The sequence below is a fragment of the Litoribacter ruber genome (assembly GCF_018500185.1).
GTDB lineage: Bacteria > Bacteroidota > Bacteroidia > Cytophagales > Cyclobacteriaceae > Litoribacter > Litoribacter ruber.
Map to the genome: position 1 here is coordinate 73,185 of NZ_JAHBGI010000005.1, position 21,429 is coordinate 94,613.

Sequence of the window (21,429 nt, forward strand, 5' to 3'; positions counted from 1 at the left end):
CAGAAGTTATATTATTACTTAGAGTAAAGTTCAACGATAAGTTGCTCCTTGATATTCTCAGGGATATCATCTCTAGAAGGGATGCTTACAAACTTACCAGAATAAGAACTGTTATCCCACTCTAACCAAGGATAACGGTTTTGTGCTTTACCTGCAAGACTCTCCGTAATAGCTTCAAGAGACTTAGACCGTTCTCTAACCGCTACAACATCACCAGGCTTAAGGGTATAAGATGGGATATTTACAATCTCGCCATTCACTAAGATATGCTTGTGAGAAACCAACTGTCGAGCTGCTCTTCTAGTAGGGGCAATACCTAATCTAAATACGGTATTATCCAATCTACCTTCCAACAACTGAAGAAGGTTTTCACCAGTGATACCCTGCTTTCTAGAAGCGATATCAAACATTTTGGCGAACTGTCTTTCCAATACACCGTAGATGTACTTAGCTTTTTGCTTTTCCATCAACTGAATTGCATATTCAGACTGCTTTTTTCTTCTACCTCTCCCGTGCATGCCTGGAGGATAGTTTTTCTTTTGAAGTGCTTTGCTTTGTCCTTCGATTGGTTCACCGAACTTCCTAGCAATTTTCGCTTTAGGACCTCTATATCTAGCCATTCTCTTTATCCGTTAATATTAAACTCTTCTACGTTTTGGAGGACGACATCCGTTGTGTGGAAGTGGCGTCACATCTGTAATCGTAGTTACATCAAGACCTACATTTTGTAAAGTTCTGATGGCAGACTCTCTACCAGAACCAGGACCTTTTACAAAAACCTCGATTTTTCTCAAACCTAAGTCATAAGCAACTTGTCCGCAGTTTTGAGCGGCCATCTGTGCTGCATAGGGAGTATTTTTCTTTGAACCTCTGAAACCCATTTTACCGGCAGAAGCCCATGAAATCACCTGACCAGAGTTATTGGTAATGGAGATGATGATGTTGTTAAAAGAAGCTCTGATGTGGGCTTGCCCTACTGCTTCTACTTTAACAACCCTTTTTTTACCTTTAGCTTTATCGTTTCTTTTCTGAGCCATAATCTAAATCAAGATTTATTTAGTTGCTTTTTTCTTGTTAGCAACAGTCTTTCTCTTACCCTTTCTAGTTCTAGCGTTGTTCTTAGTCTTTTGACCTCTCAAAGGAAGACCTTTTCTGTGTCTTAGACCTCTGTAACAACCGATGTCCATCAATCGCTTGATGTTTAGCTGAACTTCAGACTTCAGTACACCCTCAGTTCTGTATTCTTCAGCAATAATATTTCTAATAGCGGTAGACTCCTCATCATCCCACTCACCTGCTTTTTTATCCTCAGATATGCCTGCTTTTTTCAAAATAGCTTCAGCTGAACTTCTTCCAATACCGAAGATGTATGTTAAGCCGATTACGCCGCGCTTGTTGTCCGGAATGTCAACACCTGCAATTCTTGCCATAATATTAACCTTGTCTTTGTTTAAACTTAGGGTTTTTCTTGTTGATAACGTAAAGCTTCCCTTTTCTTCTGATCACTTTACAGTCAACACTTCTCTTTTTAATAGATGCCTTTACTTTCATGTCTGTGTTATTTAATGGTCTACTAATATGAAGCTATCTTAATAGACCCTTCATGATAGTTTATTTATAACGATATACAATTCTGCCTTTGGAAAGGTCGTATGGAGACATCTCCAATTTCACCCTGTCACCAGGAAGAATCTTAATATAGTTCATTCTCATTTTACCGGAAATATGGGCTATCAGTTGATGACCATTTTCCAATTCTACTTTGAACATTGCGTTGGACAATGCTTCGATTATAGTACCATCCTGCTCTATAGAGGTCTGTTTCGCCATGTTTAGAATTTAAAATTTTCTTCTATATACTTATGTGTAGTCAATATCTCCGTTCTGTCCTCAAATACCGCAATGGTATGTTCAAAATGGGCTGAAGGTTTGCGATCAGCAGTCCTAATGGTCCATCCATCCCGTTCCTGCACCACATTTCTCGATCCCAAATTTACCATGGGCTCGATGGCGATTACCAGACCGTCCATTAGTTTTTGTCCACTTCCCCGTTTGCCGTAGTTAGGCACTTCAGGAGATTCGTGAAGGCTGCGGCCTAAGCCGTGTCCTACCAGCTCGCGGACTACCGTGTAGCCCTTGGCTTCTACAAATTTTTGGATCGCGTGGCCTATATCACCAATGCGGTTACCGAAAACAGCTTTTTCAATACCGTGATATAAAGATTCTTTGGTAGCTTTTAAAAGTGACAATACAGAGGGGGAAACTTCACCGACAGGGTAAGTATAAGCGCAATCGCTATGAAAACCTTGGTGAAAGACTCCACAATCTATTGAGATTATATCGCCATCTTTCAAAACATACTCCCCTGGAAAACCATGTACAACAACTTCGTTGACCGATATACAAAGGGAGGATGGAAATCCATTATATCCTTTAAACGAAGGGACACCCTGGTGATCCCGGATGTACTCCTCCGCAATTTTATCCAAGAAGGAAGTCTTGACTCCTTCTTTCACATATTTGGCAACTTCTCCGTGAGCTCTGCCTAAAATTTCAGCACTATCTTTTATTAACTGGACTTCTTCTGAAGTCTTGTAATGTATCATATATTATGCGACAGCGTAGTTTGAAGGATTATTTTTAATGTTTCCACTCTTCATCATTCCTTCATAGTGTCGCATCAACAGATAGCTTTCTATTTGACGCAAAGTATCCATGATTACCCCTACCATAATCAGTAGAGATGTACCACCATAGAACTGGGCAAACTCACCTCCGACTCCAGCCATCATCGCAAAAGCTGGCATGATTGCCACCAAAGCCAAGAGAATGGATCCCGGTAATGTAATTCTTGAAATAATATTATCAATGAAATCTGCAGTAGGCGCACCTGGCTTGATACCCGGTACAAAACCACCATTTCTTTTCATGTCTTCAGCTATTTGCTCCGGATTAACCGTGATAGCGGTATAGAAGAAGGTGAAGAGGATAATCATTATTGCAAATACCAAATTGTATTGCCAAGAGGTAAAGTCACTAAATGTGCTCCCGATATAGTTGGCTATATCACTGTCTTCCGCCCAAATCTGAGCTACAAGAGCAGGAAGGAACATCAAGGACTGGGCAAAGATGATAGGCATTACCCCAGAAGCATTCACCTTGATAGGGATATACTGTCTCTGGCCGCCATAAACTTTACCACCAACCACTTGTTTGGCATACTGCACAGGTATTCTTCTGGTAGCTTCTGTCAACGCCACAACACCAACCACTACAAAGAACAGAACAGCAGCTTCAATGATCAGCAACAACATACCGCTGGTACCTCTAGAGAGGGTTTCTGCGATAATAGCTCCAGGGAACCTAGAAATGATACCGATCATAATCAACATGGAAATACCGTTGCCGATGCCTTTCTCCGTGATTTTCTCACCCAACCACATACAAAACATGGTACCGGCTGACAACAACACTAGAGAAGAGAACATGAATAAAGGCTTACTCACCATAATTGCTTCATTTGGAATGGTAGCGGTGACATAACCTATACCTTGGGCTACTGTGATCAAGATCGTCAATACCCTAGTGATTTGGTTGATGCGTTTTCTACCCGACTCCCCTTCTTTCTGAAGCTTTTGGAAATATGGTACTCCAACAGTTAACAATTGCAATACAATGGATGCCGAGATGTATGGCATAATACCTAACCCAAAAATGGATGCATTGCTAAATGCTCCACCAAGGAAGGTATCAATAAGCCCAAATATACCTTCAGATGATCCTGTTAGCTTACTTGGGTCAACACCTGGCAATACGATAAAAGAACCTAATCTGAATACAATCAGAAAACCGATTGTATTCAGAATACGGATTCTTAAATCTTCAATAGAAAAGATGTTCTTAACTGTTGAGATAAACTTTTTCATTCTTAAATCTTGTTAACAGATCCGCCAGCTTTTTCGATAGCTTCAACAGCGGATGCTGAGAAATGGTGAGCACTTACGTTTAATTTCGCCGTAAGTTCGCCTCTTCCAAGGACTTTTACAACATCTTTTTTCGCAGCTAGACCATTTTCTACTAAAGTATCAAATGAAATCTCCTGAATGTTAAGCTTATCAGCCAATTCCTGAAGGGTATTTAGGTTGACAGGCTTACATTCAATTCTGTTAAGGCTCTTGAAACCAAACTTAGGAACTCTTCTTTGAAGAGGCATTTGACCACCTTCAAAACCTAATTTAGATTTATAACCAGACCTTGATTTTGCTCCTTTGTGACCTCTTGTCGAAGTCCCACCTCTACCAGATCCTTGGCCACGGCCAATTCTTTTTCGAGTTTTTACGGAACCTTCGGCAGGTTTTAATGTATGTAATTTCATAATTAAGCTTCCTCCACTTTTACAAGGTGACTTACTTTTCTTATCATTCCAGCGATCTGAGGGGTGTTTTCCACTTCCACAGTCCTGTTAATCTTACCTAGACCTAGAGCGGTTATAGTCGCCTTTTGATCTTCTGGCTTACCGATTGTGCTTCTAACTTGCGTTACTTTTACCTTAGCCATGTTCTTAACCGTTAAATACTTTTGATAATTTAACTCCACGCTGTTGTGATACAGCGATAGCATCTCTAAGTTGAGAAAGCGCATCGATAGTAGCTTTCACCACGTTGTGAGGGTTAGAAGATCCTTTGGACTTAGCCAATACATCTTTCACACCAGCACTCTCCAACACCGCACGCATCGCACCACCGGCGATAACACCAGTACCCGGAGCAGCAGGTTTGATCAACACCAATCCGCCACCAAATTTTCCAATTTGTTCGTGAGGAATGGTACCTTTCAACACAGGAACCTTTACAAGGCTCTTCTTAGCGTCTTCTATACCTTTAGTAATTGCATCAGTTACCTCATTAGCCTTACCAAGACCAAATCCCACAATACCGTTACCATCACCGACTACTACAATAGCAGAGAAGGAAAATCTTCTACCACCTTTTACTACCTTAGCAACACGGTTGATAGCTACAACTTTTTCTTTAAGATCAGTATCTGTTGCCCTAATGGGTTTCTTTTTAACTTGGGACATAATTTCTATTAAAATTTAAGGCCACCTTCTCTTGCACCTTCGGCAAGAGCTTTTACATTACCATGATATAAATATCCACTTCTGTCGAAAACAACACCAGTGATACCATTTGCTACTGCTCTCTCAGCAAGCTTTTTACCTACTTCTTTAGAAACTTCAACGTTGGCATTTTTCTTGCTTTTGTCTAGTTCTTTTGAGGAAGCCTGAGCTAAGGTGTGACCTTTAAGATCATCTACTAATTGCGCGTATATACCAGTATTGCTTTTAAATACTGACAAACGAGGTCTTGAATCAGTACCGGAGATCTTTCTCCTGATACTTTTCTTGATTCTAAGTCTTCTTGAATTCTTATTAAAAGCCATCTTTTAATTATTTTTTAGCAGCAGTTTTACCAGCTTTACGTCTAATCTGCTCACCTATGAAGCGAACACCTTTACCTTTGTAAGGTTCTACTTTACGTAGAGACTTGATTTTAGCGGCTACTTGTCCAATTAATTCTTTATCAATACTCTCAAGTGTAACAATTGGGTTCTTACCTTTAGGAGTTTCAGTTTTCACAGAAACACTATCAGGAAGAGCGAAGTATATACTGTGCGAGTAACCAAGGGCTAATTCAAGTACCTGGCCCTGGTTGGTGGCTTTGTAACCAACACCCACTAGTTCTAGTTCCTTCTTGTAACCTTCCGTTACACCAACAACCATGTTGTTGATCAAAGAACGGTACAGTCCGTGAAGAGACTTGTGTCTCTTCGATTCAGTAGGACGAGTTACTACAACCTGGTTGTCTTCCACCTGCATGGTGATATCGGGATTCACATCCTGAGTCAGCGTACCTTTGGGACCTTTAACAGTGACAACGTTATGCGCTGACACGTCTACAGTAACACCCGCCGGTATATTTATTGGTTTTTTACCTATTCTAGACATAACGGTTTATTAATATACGTAACAAAGCACTTCTCCACCTATCCCCTCTGTACGAGCTTCTTTGTCGGTCATTACACCCTTGCTGGTGGAAACGATGGCGATACCCAAGCCGTTGATAACTCGTGGCATCTCATCATTTTTAACATATTTTCTCAAACCTGGCTTACTTACTCTTGAAAGGTTTACAATTGCGTTCTGCTTAGTGGTAGGGTTGTATTTCAAAGCTATCTTGATAGTCCCTTGAGGACCGTTGTCTTCAAACTTGTAGTTTTGAATATATCCCTTGTCAAAAAGCACTTTTGTAATTTCCTTCTTGATGTTGGAAGCAGGTATCTCTACGATTCGATGAGAAGCCTTGATGGCATTTCTCAACCTGGTTAGATAATCAGCTATTGGATCAGTCATATTTATATAAGTCTAACTGCATGCCCTTTCGGGCGTGCAAAGTTACACAATGATTCTTAGAATAAAAACTTTTGTCTGATTTTTACCAGCTCGCCTTAGTTACACCAGGAATCTTACCCGCAGAAGCCATTTCTCTAAAGGTAACTCTGTTGATACCGAATTTTCTCATGTAACCTTTAGGACGGCCAGTCAACTTACATCTGTTGTGCAGTCTGACAGGAGAAGCGTTTTTAGGAAGCTTATCCAAAGCTTCATAATCACCGGCAGCTTTTAGTTCTGCTCTCTTCTTGGCGTACTTGGCTACAAGACGTTCTCTTTTTCTCTCACGAGCTTTTATTGACTCTCTTGCCATAATTATTCTTCTTTATTTTTGTTGATGAAAGGCATTCCGAAAGCTTTCAATAAAGCAAAGCTCTCTTCGTCAGTATTAGCAGTGGTCACAAAAGTGATGTCCATTCCTGTGATACGGCTTACTTTTTCAATGCTGATTTCAGGGAAAATGATTTGCTCTGTTACACCCATGGTGTAGTTTCCTCTTCCGTCAAAGCCTTTGTCAGAGATACCTTTGAAATCTCTCACCCTTGGAAGGGCTACAGAAATCAAACGATCCAAGAATTCGTACATCCTGTCTCCACGCAAAGTAACTTTGGCGCCGATTGGCATGCCTTCTCTCAACTTAAAGTTAGAGATAGATACTTTTGCTACAGTAGGTACAGCCTTCTGGCCAGTGATCAAAGAAAGCTCTTCAACTCCCTGATCTACCAATTTCTTGTCAGCCACAGCAGCTCCGATACCTTTGTTGATCACAATTTTGGTCAACTTAGGCACCTGCATTACAGACTTATATTGGAATTTTTCCTTAAGTGCAGGAGCTACCTCCTTCACATATTTTTCTTTTACTCTAGGATTAGCCATTGATCACCTCCCCGGTTTTCTTAGAATACCTTACTAATTTACCATTTTCACCTGCTTTTCTTCCTGTTCTGGTAGCTTCACCAGATTTAGGATCTACAAGCATAAGGTTACTGATGTGGATGCCGGCTTCTTTCTTTTCGATGCCACCTTGTGGATTGGTTGCCGATGGTTTGATATGCTTAGTTACCATATTCAATCCTTCTACAATCGCTCTTTTCTTCTCAAGGTTTACAGAAAGTACTTTACCAGTTTTACCTTTATCATCTCCGGCCAATACCTTTACGGTATCGCCAGTTCTGATATGCAATTTTGGTTGCTTATTAAATTTTCTTTCCATGATTACAATACTTCTGGTGCCAAGGATACGATCTTCATAAATTGCTTCTCTCTCAACTCTCTGGCTACTGGGCCAAAGATACGAGTGCCTCTTGGCTCATCGTTGTTATTTAGAAGAACTGCTGCGTTATCCTCAAAACGGATATAAGAACCGTCTTTTCTTCTGATTTCTTTCTTAGTTCTAACAATCACCGCTTTAGAAACGGTACCTTTTTTCATGTTGCTGGAAGAAAGAGCAGACTTTACAGTTACCACAACCTTGTCACCAATGCTAGCATATCTTTTCTTGGTGCCTCCAAGTACACGGATTACAAGTACTTCTTTAGCACCTGAATTGTCCGCTACGCCTAATCTGGATTCTTGTTGTATCATGATTATTTAGCCTTTTCTATAATTTCTACTAATCTCCAACGCTTGTTCTTACTCAGCGGACGAGTTTCACTAATTTTCACAAGGTCGCCTGCGCCACACTCGTTGTTCTCGTCATGAACCATAAATTTGGTAGTTTTAGCAACAAACTTACCGTAGATCGGGTGCTTGACCCTTCTCTCAACGGCAACTGTGATAGACTTATCCATCTTGTTGCTTACTACTTTTCCTATTCTTTCTTTACGTAGATTTCTCTCAGTAGTAGCCATTGATTTCTTATTTAGCTAGTTGTTTTGCTCTCAAAGAAGTCTTTAGTCTGGCTATCAACTTCTTGGTTTCTCTTATTTTATTCGGATTCTCTATTGGAGAAATGGCATGAGCGAAGCGCAATTTTGTCAAATTTTCTTGCTCAGCTGCAATACGCTCAGTGATTTCACTCTCGGAGAGTGCTTGGATTTCAGAGTTTTTCATAGTTGTGAATTATCCTACGTAATCTCTACGTACTACAAATTTTGTACTCACTGGAAGTTTCTGTTGTGCTAGTCGTAGCGCCTCTTGAGCTACTTCTAAGCTTACACCGGTTGCTTCGAAAAGAATTGTCCCCGGTTTGATAACGGCTACCCAATACTCAGGAGCACCTTTACCTTTACCCATACGAACCTCTGCAGGTTTCTTGGTAATAGGCTTATCAGGGAAAATTCTGATCCATACTTGACCTTCTCTTTTCATGGCTCTTGTCATTGCGATACGCGCCGCTTCAATCTGACGAGAAGTAATCCATCCTGGCTCTAGGGATTTGATGCCAAAGTTCCCGAAAGAAAGCGTATGCCCTCTTTGCGCGATGCCTTTGACACGGCCCTTTTGCATTTTTCTATATTTAGTTCTTCTTGGCTGTAACATGATTTCTCACTTATCGGTGAAAATTAGTTATTTCTCTTTCTTCTCTTTGGTCCGCCTTCTCTTCTACGGCCGGCATCTCTTCTTCCGCCCTTCGCTTCATTGGCTACTCCGGCATTTGGAGAAAGATCTCTCTTCCCGTATACCTCACCTTTGAAAATCCAAACTTTGATTCCGATGATTCCGTAGACGGTTGCAGCTTCTGAAATCGCATAATCGATATCTGCTCTCAATGTATGCAAAGGAATTCTTCCCTCTTTGTACATCTCAGATCTCGCCATTTCAGCACCACCCAAACGTCCAGAAAGTTTGATTTTGATTCCTTCGGCTCCTACTCTCATGGTAGCGGCAATAGATTGCTTCATCGCTCTTCTGAAAGAAATACGGGCCTGAAGTTGTTGAGCTATAGATTCCCCTACCAACTTTGCATCAAGTTCAGGACGCTTGATCTCAAATATGTTGATCTGCACATCCTTGTCGGTAAGCTTTTTCAGCTCTTCTTTTAATTTATCGACTTCTGCTCCTCCTTTACCGATTACCACACCTGGGCGAGCTGTATGGATTGTCAGGGTGATTCTCTTAAGAGTTCTTTCGATAATTACCTTTGCGATGCCTCCCTTAGGGATACGGGCATACACATATTTTCTTATTTTTTGGTCTTCATATAGCTTGTCGGCAAAGTCTCTGCCGCCGTACCAGTTAGAATCCCAACCTTTTACGATACCAAGTCTAAAACCTATCGGGTTTACTTTTTGTCCCATAGTCTGATCTTAATTAGAATTATCTTTAGTTTCTACTTCACCAGCGGTCTCCACAGTGTTGATCGCATCAACTACCAAGGTTACATGGTTTGATCTTTTACGAATCCTGTGGGCCCGTCCCTGAGGAGCAGGTCTTAGTCGCTTCAACATACGACCGCTGTCTACCATGATAGTCTTGATCACTAGATCAGCATCTTCCAATTTGGTATCAGGGTTTTTGGCTTGCCAGTTGGCTATAGCAGAAAGTAGAAGTTTCTCTAATCTAATAGCACCATGGTTTGGTGTAAACTTCAATATGCTTAGTGCCTGTCCCACTCTCTTGCCTCTAACTAGGTCAGCTACTAGACGCATTTTTCTAGGTGAGGTAGGAACATTATTTAATCTTGCTACTGCTTCCATGATTATCTCTTTCCTTTATCTTTTTTGGCAATGTGACCTCTAAAGTTTCTTGTAGGGGCAAATTCACCAAGCTTGTGACCCACCATGTTGTCGGTTACGAATACTGGGATGAATTTATTACCGTTATGCACAGCAAAGGTATGGCCTACAAAATCCGGAGAGATCATCGATCTTCTGGACCAGGTCTTGATTACAGACTTCTTTCCAGACTCGTTCATCACGTCCACCTTCTTTAGGAGGTGATGCTCGATATAAGGACCTTTTTTTAATGAACGTGCCATAATTATTTAGATCTTTTACTGATAATAAACTTATTTGAATACTTTTTAGGAGACCTGGTCTTCTTACCTTTAGCAAGCAAACCAGTTCTTGAACGCGGGTGACCTCCTGATGAACGGCCTTCACCACCACCCATTGGGTGATCGACAGGGTTCATAGCCACACCTCTTGTTCTAGGACGTCTTCCTAACCAGCGGTTTCTACCAGCTTTACCTAATACCACGTTCATGTGGTCTGAATTGGAAACAGTTCCTACTGTTGCCAAACATACACCTAGTACCAATCTCATCTCGCCAGAAGGCAATTTGATCGTCACATATTTACCCTCACGGGCTACAATCTGAGCATAGCTACCGGCTGATCTAGCCATAGCTCCACCTTTACCAGGCTTCAGCTCAATGTTGTGAACTATGGTACCCAAAGGAATATTAGCCAGTCGCATAGTATTTCCTACTTCTGGGGCAACACTTTCTCCGGAAATCACTGTTTGTCCAACTTGCAAACCTTCCGGAGCAATAATGTAAGCCTTAGCACCATCCACGTAGTACAACAAAGCCAGACGAGCAGTCCTGTTTGGATCATACTCGATAGCTTTTACTACCGCTGGCACACCGAATTTAGTACGCTTAAAGTCTACTACTCTAAGTCTTCTCTTGTGACCACCACCCATATAGCGGGCTGTCATCTTACCTACATTATTTCTACCACCTGATTTTTTCAACGGAGCCAATAGAGATTTCTCTGGCGTTGACTTGGTAATCTCGTCAAACGCTGGAGCTACTCTGAATCTGGTCCCAGGAGTTACAGGTCTTAATTTTTTAACTGCCATGATTTAATTTCAATTAAACTTCTCCGTAAAAATCAATTACTTCTCCATCGGCTACCTGTACAATGGCCTTCTTGAAGGCATTGGTGTAACCGGATACGATCTTCGACTTGGTGTATCTTGTCTTATGCTTCGCAGCATATCTCATAGTCCTGATTCCGACTACTTTCACACCAAACATTTTCTCTACGGCTTTTTTGATTTCTGGCTTCTTAGCAGTTTTCTCTACGATAAACCCGTAAACTCCGCGTTCATTCATAGCAGAAATCTTTTCCGTAATCAAAGGCTTCTTTAGTATATCCATTGTATTACTTCGATAAAATGTTTTCTAACTTACTTACAGCGTCTTCACAGAAAACAACAACGTCAGCGTGTAGCAGCTCGTAAGTATTTACGTCATCTACTGTGATCACCTTTGTCTTAGGTAGGTTTCTGCTGGATAAGTATACATTCTTGTTTCCTTCTGGAAGGATCACAAGTGATTTCTTATCTGTCAAAGAAAGGCCAGACAATAAAGAAATAAAGTTCTTTGTCTTTGGAGCGTCAAATGACAAGTTCTCCAATACAGAAACATTATTCTCCTGAGCTTTGTAAGAAAGCGCAGACTTTCTAGCCAACTGCTTCAATTTCTTATTTAATTTGAAAGAATAGTTTCTTGGTCTTGGACCGAAGATTCTACCTCCTCCTCTAAATACAGGCGATTTGATGGATCCAGCTCTGGCGCCACCTGTACCTTTTTGCTTTTTGATCTTTCTAGTTGATCCGGCTATCTCAGCTCTTTCTTTGGATTTGTGCGTTCCCTGTCTTTGGTTAGCCAAATACTGCTTAACATCCAAGTAGATCGCATGATCATTTGGCACAATGCCGAAAATGTCATCCGAAAGGGTTACCTTCCTACCTGTGTCTTCACCGTTATGTTTTAATACTACTAATTCCATTTTCTTACTTCTCTAGAATAACGAAAGAATTCTTTGGACCAGGGACAGAGCCGCTTACCAGGATCAAGTTCTTTTCAGGATAGATTTTAAGTACTTTCAGGTTCATCACTTTCACTCTGTCTCCACCTGTTCTACCGGCCATTCTCATACCTTTGAATACTCTCGAAGGCCAAGAACATGCACCAATGGAACCTGGGTGTCTCGCTCTGTTGTGCTGACCGTGAGTCTGGCCACCAACACCGGCAAAACCATGGCGTTTTACAACACCTTGAAAACCTTTTCCTTTTGAAGTACCGATAGCATCCACAAAGTCTCCCTCGATGAATACTTCTTCTGATTTTACAGTTTTTCCAAGATCAACTTGACCTTCAAACTCTACCCTGAAATCTCTGAATTCAACAACTTTCTGCTTTGGCGTAGTGCCGGCCTTCTTAAAGTGCCCCACTAGTGGCTTAGGAGTGTTTTTCTCCTTACGCTCACCGTATGCCAATTGAACAGCGTTGTACCCGTCTGTTTCAACATTTTTTACTTGCGTCACTACGCAAGGACCAGCTTCTATTAGCGTGCATGCGACGTTACGCCCATCGGCACTAAAAATGCTAGTCATTCCTACTTTTTTACCTATTATTCCAGACATCTTCTGTTATATAATATAATATTTCCACAAGTATCCACACACTTGTGCCCTAAGGGACTGCAAAGTTAGTAATTTAAAACCAGCCTACAAATTACAACTCAAATATTTTCAAACATTTACGCAATATTCCCGTATAAATCATTTTGCGCCTAAAAGAAAAAACCCATCCGCTCATAGCGGACAGGTTTCCAAAAACTTTCGTTTCGTGTCAGGAGGATCAAACTTTGATCTCTACATCCACTCCACTTGGCAATTCGATTTTCATCAAAGCGTCAACAGTCTTAGAACTGTTAGAGTAAATATCCACCAATCTCTTGTAAGTACAAAGCTGGAATTGCTCACGAGCTTTCTTGTTTACGTGTGGAGATTTTAGAACAGTGAATTTCTCTTTTTTAGTAGGCAATGGAATTGGACCTACCACTACTGCTCCTGTAGATTTTACAGCTTTTACGATTTTCTCTGATGACTTATCCACCAGGCTGTGATCGTAAGACTTAAGTTTTATTCTTATTTTCTGATTCATGTTCTAATTTGTTTAGGCTTTGTCTCCTTTTACTTTAGCAATAACTGCCTCTGCAATATTCGATGGAACCGGCTCATAGTGTGAGAAGGTCAAAGAAGCGGTTGCTCTACCAGAAGTGATCGTTCTAAGGTCAGTGATATAACCGAACAATTCAGACAATGGCACTGAAGCTTTGATTACGGAGGAAGTACCTTTGGTATCCATACCTTTCATCAATCCTCTTCTTCTGTTCAAGTCACCTGTGATAGGACCAGTATATTCATCAGGAGTTACAACATCCACAGCCATGATTGGCTCCAAAAGTTGTGGCTTGGCTTTCTTAGCAGCTTCTTTGAAACCGATTCTTGCAGCTAGTTCGAAAGAAAGAGCATCTGAATCGACATCGTGGAAGGAACCGTGGAACAACCTAACTTTCATACTTTCGACAGGATAACCTGCCAATGGACCGTTTTTCATGGCCTCTGCAAATCCTTTTTGGATAGCAGGGATGAATTCCTTAGGAATTACACCACCAACGATACCGTTGACAAAATCAAGTCCTGGCTTGATTTCACCTGTTTCTGGATCTGGATCTTTTGGTCCAAGTTCGAACACAATGTCTGCAAACTTACCTTTACCACCAGACTGCTTTTTATAAACCTCTTTGTGCTCAATGTTGCCATACAAAGCTTCTTTGTATGCCACCTGTGGAGCACCTTGGTTGATTTCAACCTTAAATTCTCTTTTAAGACGGTCGATGATGATATCAAGGTGAAGCTCACCCATACCTCTCAAGATAGTCTGACCAGTTTCGTGGTCAGTGTTCACCTGAAGTGTAGGATCTTCTTCTACAAGTTTGGCGATAGCCATACCTAGTTTATCAACATCAGCCTGAGTTTTGGGCTCAATAGCATATCCGATAACCGGCTCAGGGAATACCATGGACTCCATTACCACCTTACGCTTCTCATCGCAAAGTGTATCACCCGTTTTGATATCCTTAAAACCAACTACAGCACCAATATCACCAGCTTCCAATCTCTCGATTTGGTTCTGCTTGTTGGCGTGCATTTGGAACACTCTGGAAATACGCTCTTTGTTACCAGAACGCGTGTTGAAAATATAAGATCCAGAATCCAATTTACCTGAGTAAGCCCTCACGAAGCAAAGACGACCTACGAAAGGATCGGTTGCAATCTTGAAAGCCAAACCTGTGAACGGTTCATTTACATCAGGCTTAATCAATACTTTTTCTTCTGAATCAACAGATGTAGCGTAAAGATCACCTTTTTCCAATGGAGATGGCAACAATTCCATCACAAGGTCAAGCATGGTCTGAACACCTTTATTTTTGAATGAAGACCCACATACCATAGGTACAATCTTCATGTCAATAGTAGCTGCTCTAAGTGCAGTTAAAATTTCTTCTTCAGTAATTGAGTTTGGATCTTCGAAGAATTTCTCCATAAGAGACTCATCATACTCGGCTACCGCCTCAAGCAAATGCTCTCTCCACTGGGCTACATCATCTACCATGTCCTCTGGAATCGGAACCTGTTCGAAGGTCATTCCAAAATCTTCTTCATTCCAAATGATGGCTCTGTTGTTAATCAAATCAACAACACCTCTGAATTTATCTTCTGATCCGATAGGAAGCTGCAATGGAACTGCGTAGCTACCCAACATCTCTTTTACTTGCTTACAAACTTCTAGGAAGTTAGCACCAGCACGGTCCATTTTGTTAACGAATCCGATTCGGGCAACTTTATAATTATCAGCCAAACGCCAGTTAGTCTCAGACTGTGGCTCTACACCGTCCACAGCACTGAAAAGGAAAACCAAACCGTCAAGTACTCTCAAAGACCTGTTAACCTCTACAGTGAAGTCAACGTGACCTGGAGTATCAATTACATTGATTTGATATTTTTTGTCTCTGTAATCCCAGAAAACTGTTGTAGCTGCTGAGGTGATCGTGATCCCTCTTTCCTGCTCTTGGGCCATCCAGTCCATGGTAGCCGCACCATCGTGCACCTCACCAAGTTTGTGGCTCACACCTGTATAGAAAAGGATACGCTCGGTCGTAGTAGTCTTACCCGCATCAATGTGCGCAGCAATACCAATGTTTCTAGTGTATTTTAAGTCTCTATTCGCCATCTTATTGTTTAGAATCTAAAGTGTGAGAATGCTTTGTTGGCTTCTGCCATTCTATGCGTGTCGTCTTTCTTCTTCACCGCAGCGCCTTCGCCTTTGGATGCCGCCATGATTTCACCGGCAAGTCTATCCATCATTGTTTTCTCACCTCTTTTTCTAGAATAAGTGATCATCCACTTAATACCTAGTGAAGTCTTTCTTTCAGGTCTCACCTCCATAGGCACCTGGAAAGTAGCTCCCCCAACTCTACGACTCTTCACCTCTACAGCGGGAGTTATATTGTTAAGCGCTTTCTTCCAAAGCTCAAGACCGTTCTCACCTGTTTTGTCTTCTACTTTCGCTACTGCGTCATAAAAGATTTTGTAAGCAATACTCTTCTTCCCGTCCACCATAAGGCAGTTCACAAATTTTGTCACCAAAGTGTCATTAAACTTCGGATCAGGAAGAATATATCTCTTTTTTGGTTTCGCTTTTCTCATTATTTCGTAATGTTAAAATATGGATTATTTTTTAGCGGCCTTAGGACGCTTAGCACCGTACTTGGAACGACCTTGCTTACGGTCTTTAACTCCAGAAGTATCCAATGCACCTCGAATGATGTGATAACGCACACCTGGAAGATCCTTCACACGACCACCTCTGATCAACACGATAGAGTGTTCTTGCAAATTGTGACCTTCACCTGGAATATAAGCGTTAACTTCTTTTCCATTCGTCAACCTAACCCTAGCTACCTTTCTCATTGCTGAGTTAGGCTTCTTAGGAGTAGTGGTGTACACTCTAGTACACACACCCCTACGCTGAGGGCACGCATCCAAGGCTCTTGACTTGGATTTGGTCTCAAGGGTATTTCTACCTTTTCTTACTAACTGCTGTATAGTAGGCATTAACTGATAAAATTTAGTTTTTCCTTACTTTTTTAAACTGATTTTTGGACTGCAAAGGTAATCAAATCGTTAAAACTAACAAAATTAAAGAGTTATATTTTATTGTAGATGATAGCCCATAGTCAACAGGCCACAGTCGGCCGTTGGCTTTCAACTAGCGAGCATGGACTATAGAATATAAACTAACCCTCATGCCTCTCCTGTCGTCCCACCGAAATTCATGGGAAAAGAAGGACCTTCCCCTCCCCCATTAATTTTACCGAAAGCGGCTTCGTATTTTTCAACATTTTCTTTCAAGGCTTGCAACAACCTTTTGGCGTGATCCGGAGTCATGATGATCCTAGATTTAACCTTGGCCTTAGGCACACCCGGCATCAAACGGATGAAATCCACCACAAATTCTGAATTGGAATGCGCTATCATCGCAAGATTGGCATAAACTCCTTCAGCCACCTCTTCGGGAAGCTCCACATTGATCTGCTGATCCTGGGGTAATTTTTCTTCTGAATCCATTTACTCTTAAATTAAAGTGTTTATCTGCTACTCCTTTTCCATCTCTGCCATATTTCTGTCAGTGTCAGTATCCTATTTTTCTAGAAAATACTATTATCTTCAATAAGGTAATCCTAGGGGCAACTCTGCGTAATTCTGTGCAAAACTCGATGAAATTCTTGTATCCCTCCTCTTTCCGCAAAGTTATGTTCTCATTTTCCTTTGCCTCGCAGGAAACAAAAAAGGCCTGCTTTGAGACAGGCCTTTTTTGTTATAAAATCGCTATTACTTTATAGTCTCTTTGGATTTTCTGGTAGACTTCTCCTTTTCAGTTGAAAGTCTTTCATAATCTTCCTGAGATCCAACGATCACATCTTTGAATCTTCTCTGACCGGTACCGGCTGGGATCAAGTGACCAACGATCACGTTCTCCTTCAAGCCCAACAACTCGTCACGCTTACCACGGATAGCCGCCTCACTCAACACCTTAGTCGTCTCCTGGAAGGAAGCTGCCGATATAAAGCTTTCCGTACCCAAAGAAGAAGCAGTGATACCTTGTAGGGTAGGTTTGGAAACCGCAGTTTCTGCATCTCTCACCTGCACAAGTTTCAAGTCTTTTCTCTTCAAGCTAGAATTCTCATCTCTCAGTCTTCTGGTAGTGATGATCATACCTGGCTTTAAGCTGTTGCTGTCACCGGCATCCATTACTACTTTCTTATCCAAGATGTTATCATTTTCCTCTCTGAAAGCCCACTTGTCAACAATCTGACCTTGAAGGAATCCAGTATCTCCAGCATCAAGGATCTCAACTTTCTGCATCATTTGGCTTACAATCACCTCGATGTGCTTATCGTTGATTTTCACACCCTGAAGACGATATACTTCCTGGATTTCATTCACTAAATATTCCTGTACTGCAGTAGGGCCTTTGATGGAAAGGATATCATTAGGCGTGATGGCACCATCTGACAACGGCTCACCAGCTCTAATGAAGTCATTTTCCTGCACAAGGATGTGCTTGGAAAGGGATACCATGTATCTCTTCTTAACACCATCTTTGGATTCGATGAAGATTTCTCTGTTACCACGTTTGATACCACCATAAGTTACCACACCGTCGATTTCAGAAACTACAGCCGGATTGGATGGGTTTCTTGCCTCAAACAATTCAGTAACCCTTGGAAGACCACCGGTAATATCTCTAGTTTTACCCACAGATCTAGGAATCTTCACTAGGATTTGACCAGCTTTTACCTTTTCACCTGCCTCTACAGAAAGGTGGGCTCCCACTGGAATATTGTATGACTTAGTCTCGTCACCATAGTTTACTACCACGGCAGGGTTCTTAGTCTTATCCTTAGTTTCGATAATTACTTTCTCTCTATAACCTGTCTGCTCATCAGATACTTCCTTGTAAGTGATGCCTTCAAGGATGGCATCAAAGGCTACCTCACCGTCAAACTCAGAGAGAATCACGGCATTGTATGGATCCCAAGTACATAGAGAATCTCCTTTAGAGATCTTCTGACCTTCTACTACATTCAAGATCGCACCGTAAGGCACGTGGTTTGTCACTAATGTTTTGCCAGACTTGGCATCGTTAATTTTCACCTCGCCAGATCTACCCATTACAATTGTAACAGCTTCACCGTCCTTATTTGTAGTATTGATCCATCTTAGTTCTTCTTCAAATTCGATGACACCATCAAACTTGGCAGGTATACTTGCCTCAACAGAAATGTTGGAAGCGGTACCACCCACGTGGAAGGTTCTAAGGGTAAGCTGTGTACCTGGCTCACCAATAGACTGGGCAGCAATTACACCTACAGACTCACCTGTCTGTACTATATTGCCCGAAGTCAGGTTTCTACCGTAACATTTGGTACATACACCTCTTCTAGTTTCACATGTCAATACCGACCTGATTTCAACCTCATCAATAGCAGACTCATCTACTCTCTTGGCAAGTTCTTCGGAGATTTCCTCCCCACCAGTCAAGATCAATTCGTCAGAGATAGGGTCGTACACATCGTGAACAGATACCCTGCCTACAATTCTTTCAGAAAGTGGCTCAACGATTTCGTCATTGTCTTTCAATGCCTCTACTACTAGACCTCTCAAGGTACCACAATCCTCCTCGGACACGATCATATCTTGAGCAACATCCACTAAACGACGGGTTAAGTAACCCGCATCGGCAGTTTTCAAGGCCGTATCGGCAAGACCCTTACGGGCACCGTGAGTGGAAATAAAGTACTCCAATACATCAAGACCTTCTTTAAAGTTGGAAAGGATCGGGTTTTCGATGATCTCACCGACAGAACCTTGAAGGTTTTTCTGCGGCTTGGCCATCAGACCTCTCATACCTCCCAGCTGTCTGATTTGCTCTCTAGAACCCCTGGCTCCAGAGTGCATCATCATATAGATGGCGTTGAATCCTTGCTTATCCTCTTCCATTTGCTTCATCAAGATGTTAGTCAAATGGGAGTTTGTTCTAGTCCAGATATCAATTACCTGGTTATATCTTTCGTTGTCGGTGATAAGACCCATTAAGTAGTTGTTCCAAACCTGGTCAACTTCCTCTTTGGCTTTGGCAATCAGCGGTTCTTTATCATCTGGGATAATAACGTCATTAAGACCCATTGATAGACCACCCTGATAAGCCATTTGGAATCCTAGATGCTTGATATCATCTAGGAACTGGGCACTTCTTGCGATACCGCAAATTTTCACCACTTCACCAATAATCTGCTGAAGCTTTTTCTTAGTCAAAAGTTCATTAACGAAACCTACTTGCTCAGGAACAAACTGGTTGAAGATCAACCTTCCTGCTACTGTTTCAATGATCTTGTTTTCAAGTTCACCGGCTTCGTTTCTAATAGATACTTTACACTTGATAAAAGCATGCTGAGAAATCTTGCCTTCGTTCAAAGCAATGATTACATCTTCCTCTCCGTAGAAAGTCATGCCTTCACCTGCTACTTTCTCCTCTTCCGTAGAGCGCTTGCCCTTAGTTACATAATACAGACCCAAAACCATATCTTGAGAAGGTACAGTAATAGGGGCGCCGTTAGCTGGGTTCAAAATGTTGTGAGATGCCAACATCAATGTTGAAGCCTCCAAGATTGCCTCATGTCCAAGCGGTACGTGAACAGCCATCTGGTCACCGTCAAAATCGGCGTTGAAAGCTGTACATACCAATGGGTGCAACTGGATTGCTTTTCCTTCAATCAATTTTGGCTGGAAGGCCTGAATACCCAACCTGTGAAGAGTTGGGGCTCTGTTTAGCAATACAGGGTGTCCTTTCAATACATTTTCAAGGATATCCCACACCACTGGATCTTTTCTATCTACAATCTTTTTGGCAGACTTAACTGTCTTTACAATTCCTCTTTCAATCAGTTTTCTGATAATAAAAGGCTTGAAAAGTTCAGCCGCCATGTTTTTGGGAAGACCACATTCGTGAAGCTTCAATTCAGGACCTACTACAATAACCGATCGACCAGAATAATCGACACGCTTACCCAACAGGTTTTGACGGAAACGACCTTGCTTACCTTTCAACATATCAGAAAGCGACTTCAATGCTCTGTTTCCATCAGATCTTACTGCGTTCACTTTTCTTGAGTTATCAAATAGTGAATCTACAGCTTCCTGAAGCATTCTTTTCTCATTTCTCAAGATCACTTCAGGAGCCTTGATATCGATAAGTCTCTTCAAACGGTTATTTCTGATGATCACTCTTCTGTAAAGATCATTCAAATCAGAAGTAGCAAATCTACCACCATCCAAAGGAACCAACGGTCTCAACTCCGGTGGAATTACAGGAACCATTCTTACCACCATCCATTCCGGACGGTTCTCAATTCTGGTTCTTGCGTCTCTAAACGCTTCCACTACTTTCAGCCTTTTCAAAGCCTCCGCTTTTCTTTGCTGAGAAGTATCAGTAGCCGCCTGGTGTCTCAAGCTGTAGGAAAGGTCATCAAGATCCAGTCTTGACAACAACATTTCAATAGCTTCAGCACCCATTCTGGCGATAAATTTATTAGGATCCTGGTCATCTAGCTGCTGATTTTCTTTCGGCAGCTTGTCCATGATATCCAAGTATTCGTCCTCGGTCAAAAAGTCCAAGTATTGCAATCCATCTTCGGCTTTTACACCTGGCTGAATTACGGCATATCTTTCATAATAAACAATCTGGTCCAATTTCTTGGTTGGAAGTCCAAGAAGGTAACCTATTTTGTTAGGCAGGGATTTGAAATACCAAATGTGGGCAACTGGAACCACCAATTCAATGTGGCCCATTCTTTCTCTTCTTACCTTCTTCTCAGTAACTTCTACACCACATCGGTCACAGATGATACCTTTATATCTTATGCGCTTATATTTACCACAATGACATTCCCAGTCTTTGACCGGACCGAAGATACGCTCACAGAACAACCCACCCATTTCAGGCTTGTAGGTTCTATAGTTGATCGTTTCCGGCTGGGTCACTTCACCATGCGAGCTATCCAAAATGGATTCTGGAGAAGCTAAACTAATAGTGACTCTGGAAAAGTCGTTGTTTAGTTTTTTATTTTTTCTGAAAGCCATAATTTATTTGTGAGTATGTGAAGGGCCTTACG

The 21,429-nt window shown here is 41.6% G+C and carries 33 protein-coding genes; all 33 read right to left on the reverse strand.

The window, feature by feature from the left end:
* Nucleotides 1-14 precede the first annotated feature (14 nt).
* The 33 genes from rpsD to rpoC all read right to left on the reverse strand — a co-directional run bounded on the left by rpsD (nt 15) and on the right by rpoC (nt 21,397).
* The gene (gene rpsD, locus KIH41_RS08740) at nt 15-620 is read right to left on the reverse strand and encodes a 30S ribosomal protein S4 (protein WP_213944903.1); all 606 of its coding nucleotides are present in this window, start codon (nt 618-620) and stop codon (nt 15-17) included.
* A gap of 18 nt (nt 621-638) precedes the next feature.
* Nucleotides 639-1,037, reverse strand: coding sequence for a 30S ribosomal protein S11 (gene rpsK, locus KIH41_RS08745; RefSeq protein ID WP_143960027.1), 399 nt, complete (start codon nt 1,035-1,037; stop codon nt 639-641).
* 15 nt (nt 1,038-1,052) lie between these two features.
* A complete protein-coding gene (gene rpsM / locus KIH41_RS08750) occupies nt 1,053-1,430 on the reverse strand; it encodes a 30S ribosomal protein S13 (protein ID WP_213944902.1) in 378 nt (125 codons plus the stop codon).
* Nucleotides 1,431-1,434: 4 nt separating this feature from the next.
* Nucleotides 1,435-1,551 (reverse strand): 50S ribosomal protein L36, encoded by a 117-nt coding sequence (rpmJ, locus tag KIH41_RS08755; RefSeq protein ID WP_009034194.1) that lies wholly within the window; start codon nt 1,549-1,551, stop codon nt 1,435-1,437.
* Between the two features lie 60 nt (nt 1,552-1,611).
* The gene (gene infA, locus KIH41_RS08760; protein ID WP_143960025.1) at nt 1,612-1,830 is read right to left on the reverse strand and encodes a translation initiation factor IF-1; all 219 of its coding nucleotides are present in this window, start codon (nt 1,828-1,830) and stop codon (nt 1,612-1,614) included.
* Between the two features lie 2 nt (nt 1,831-1,832).
* Entirely contained in the window at nt 1,833-2,606 is a 774-nt protein-coding gene (map, locus tag KIH41_RS08765; protein WP_213944901.1) for a type I methionyl aminopeptidase, read from the reverse strand.
* A 3-nt stretch (nt 2,607-2,609) separates the two neighbouring features.
* Nucleotides 2,610-3,926, reverse strand: a complete 1,317-nt coding sequence (gene secY, locus KIH41_RS08770) for a preprotein translocase subunit SecY (protein ID WP_213944900.1) — start codon at nt 3,924-3,926, stop codon at nt 2,610-2,612.
* A gap of 2 nt (nt 3,927-3,928) precedes the next feature.
* The gene (gene rplO, locus KIH41_RS08775) at nt 3,929-4,375 is read right to left on the reverse strand and encodes a 50S ribosomal protein L15 (protein WP_213944899.1); all 447 of its coding nucleotides are present in this window, start codon (nt 4,373-4,375) and stop codon (nt 3,929-3,931) included.
* A 2-nt stretch (nt 4,376-4,377) separates the two neighbouring features.
* On the reverse strand, nt 4,378-4,557 hold the full coding sequence (gene rpmD / locus KIH41_RS08780) for a 50S ribosomal protein L30 (protein ID WP_213944898.1): 180 nt from the start codon (nt 4,555-4,557) through the stop codon (nt 4,378-4,380).
* Nucleotides 4,558-4,561: 4 nt separating this feature from the next.
* The gene (gene rpsE, locus KIH41_RS08785) at nt 4,562-5,080 is read right to left on the reverse strand and encodes a 30S ribosomal protein S5 (protein ID WP_213944897.1); all 519 of its coding nucleotides are present in this window, start codon (nt 5,078-5,080) and stop codon (nt 4,562-4,564) included.
* An 8-nt stretch (nt 5,081-5,088) separates the two neighbouring features.
* The gene (gene rplR / locus KIH41_RS08790; protein ID WP_213944896.1) at nt 5,089-5,442 is read right to left on the reverse strand and encodes a 50S ribosomal protein L18; all 354 of its coding nucleotides are present in this window, start codon (nt 5,440-5,442) and stop codon (nt 5,089-5,091) included.
* A gap of 7 nt (nt 5,443-5,449) precedes the next feature.
* Nucleotides 5,450-6,007, reverse strand: coding sequence for a 50S ribosomal protein L6 (gene rplF / locus KIH41_RS08795; protein WP_213944895.1), 558 nt, complete (start codon nt 6,005-6,007; stop codon nt 5,450-5,452).
* 9 nt (nt 6,008-6,016) lie between these two features.
* Entirely contained in the window at nt 6,017-6,412 is a 396-nt protein-coding gene (gene rpsH, locus KIH41_RS08800) for a 30S ribosomal protein S8 (protein WP_213944894.1), read from the reverse strand.
* A gap of 82 nt (nt 6,413-6,494) precedes the next feature.
* On the reverse strand, nt 6,495-6,764 hold the full coding sequence (rpsN, locus tag KIH41_RS08805) for a 30S ribosomal protein S14 (RefSeq protein ID WP_018475630.1): 270 nt from the start codon (nt 6,762-6,764) through the stop codon (nt 6,495-6,497).
* 2 nt (nt 6,765-6,766) lie between these two features.
* Entirely contained in the window at nt 6,767-7,327 is a 561-nt protein-coding gene (rplE, locus tag KIH41_RS08810; protein WP_213944893.1) for a 50S ribosomal protein L5, read from the reverse strand.
* On the reverse strand, nt 7,320-7,664 hold the full coding sequence (gene rplX, locus KIH41_RS08815; protein ID WP_213944892.1) for a 50S ribosomal protein L24: 345 nt from the start codon (nt 7,662-7,664) through the stop codon (nt 7,320-7,322). The genes rplE and rplX overlap by 8 nt, the downstream gene beginning before the upstream one ends.
* 2 nt (nt 7,665-7,666) lie before the next feature.
* Nucleotides 7,667-8,035: a 50S ribosomal protein L14 gene (rplN, locus tag KIH41_RS08820; protein ID WP_009183371.1), complete on the reverse strand. Its 369-nt coding sequence runs from the start codon at nt 8,033-8,035 to the stop codon at nt 7,667-7,669.
* Nucleotides 8,036-8,037: 2 nt separating this feature from the next.
* The gene (gene rpsQ, locus KIH41_RS08825; RefSeq protein ID WP_213944891.1) at nt 8,038-8,301 is read right to left on the reverse strand and encodes a 30S ribosomal protein S17; all 264 of its coding nucleotides are present in this window, start codon (nt 8,299-8,301) and stop codon (nt 8,038-8,040) included.
* A gap of 7 nt (nt 8,302-8,308) precedes the next feature.
* A complete protein-coding gene (rpmC, locus tag KIH41_RS08830; protein ID WP_143960012.1) occupies nt 8,309-8,503 on the reverse strand; it encodes a 50S ribosomal protein L29 in 195 nt (64 codons plus the stop codon).
* Nucleotides 8,504-8,512: 9 nt separating this feature from the next.
* Nucleotides 8,513-8,932 carry a 50S ribosomal protein L16 gene (gene rplP / locus KIH41_RS08835; protein ID WP_143960011.1) on the reverse strand — a complete coding sequence of 140 codons (420 nt, stop codon included), beginning with the start codon at nt 8,930-8,932 and terminating at the stop codon, nt 8,513-8,515.
* Between the two features lie 23 nt (nt 8,933-8,955).
* Nucleotides 8,956-9,690: a 30S ribosomal protein S3 gene (gene rpsC / locus KIH41_RS08840; RefSeq protein ID WP_213944890.1), complete on the reverse strand. Its 735-nt coding sequence runs from the start codon at nt 9,688-9,690 to the stop codon at nt 8,956-8,958.
* 9 nt (nt 9,691-9,699) lie between these two features.
* The gene (gene rplV, locus KIH41_RS08845; protein ID WP_143960009.1) at nt 9,700-10,089 is read right to left on the reverse strand and encodes a 50S ribosomal protein L22; all 390 of its coding nucleotides are present in this window, start codon (nt 10,087-10,089) and stop codon (nt 9,700-9,702) included.
* A 2-nt stretch (nt 10,090-10,091) separates the two neighbouring features.
* A complete protein-coding gene (gene rpsS, locus KIH41_RS08850; RefSeq protein WP_008203028.1) occupies nt 10,092-10,370 on the reverse strand; it encodes a 30S ribosomal protein S19 in 279 nt (92 codons plus the stop codon).
* 2 nt (nt 10,371-10,372) lie between these two features.
* Nucleotides 10,373-11,197 carry a 50S ribosomal protein L2 gene (rplB, locus tag KIH41_RS08855; RefSeq protein ID WP_213944889.1) on the reverse strand — a complete coding sequence of 275 codons (825 nt, stop codon included), beginning with the start codon at nt 11,195-11,197 and terminating at the stop codon, nt 10,373-10,375.
* Nucleotides 11,198-11,210: 13 nt separating this feature from the next.
* A complete protein-coding gene (rplW, locus tag KIH41_RS08860; RefSeq protein ID WP_213944888.1) occupies nt 11,211-11,498 on the reverse strand; it encodes a 50S ribosomal protein L23 in 288 nt (95 codons plus the stop codon).
* A gap of 4 nt (nt 11,499-11,502) precedes the next feature.
* On the reverse strand, nt 11,503-12,132 hold the full coding sequence (rplD, locus tag KIH41_RS08865; RefSeq protein ID WP_214162168.1) for a 50S ribosomal protein L4: 630 nt from the start codon (nt 12,130-12,132) through the stop codon (nt 11,503-11,505).
* Nucleotides 12,133-12,136: 4 nt separating this feature from the next.
* Nucleotides 12,137-12,769: a 50S ribosomal protein L3 gene (rplC, locus tag KIH41_RS08870; RefSeq protein ID WP_213944886.1), complete on the reverse strand. Its 633-nt coding sequence runs from the start codon at nt 12,767-12,769 to the stop codon at nt 12,137-12,139.
* Nucleotides 12,770-12,986: 217 nt separating this feature from the next.
* Nucleotides 12,987-13,292 (reverse strand): 30S ribosomal protein S10, encoded by a 306-nt coding sequence (gene rpsJ, locus KIH41_RS08875; protein ID WP_014020620.1) that lies wholly within the window; start codon nt 13,290-13,292, stop codon nt 12,987-12,989.
* Nucleotides 13,293-13,304: 12 nt separating this feature from the next.
* Nucleotides 13,305-15,425, reverse strand: coding sequence for an elongation factor G (fusA, locus tag KIH41_RS08880; protein ID WP_213944885.1), 2,121 nt, complete (start codon nt 15,423-15,425; stop codon nt 13,305-13,307).
* Nucleotides 15,426-15,433: 8 nt separating this feature from the next.
* Nucleotides 15,434-15,901: a 30S ribosomal protein S7 gene (gene rpsG / locus KIH41_RS08885; RefSeq protein WP_143960003.1), complete on the reverse strand. Its 468-nt coding sequence runs from the start codon at nt 15,899-15,901 to the stop codon at nt 15,434-15,436.
* 24 nt (nt 15,902-15,925) lie between these two features.
* Nucleotides 15,926-16,309, reverse strand: a complete 384-nt coding sequence (gene rpsL / locus KIH41_RS08890) for a 30S ribosomal protein S12 (RefSeq protein ID WP_143960002.1) — start codon at nt 16,307-16,309, stop codon at nt 15,926-15,928.
* A gap of 189 nt (nt 16,310-16,498) precedes the next feature.
* Nucleotides 16,499-16,822, reverse strand: a complete 324-nt coding sequence (locus tag KIH41_RS08895; protein ID WP_213944884.1) for a DUF3467 domain-containing protein — start codon at nt 16,820-16,822, stop codon at nt 16,499-16,501.
* Nucleotides 16,823-17,086: 264 nt separating this feature from the next.
* Complete coding sequence (gene rpoC, locus KIH41_RS08900) at nt 17,087-21,397, reverse strand: DNA-directed RNA polymerase subunit beta' (protein WP_213944883.1); 4,311 nt, start codon at nt 21,395-21,397, stop codon at nt 17,087-17,089.
* Nucleotides 21,398-21,429 lie beyond the last annotated feature (32 nt).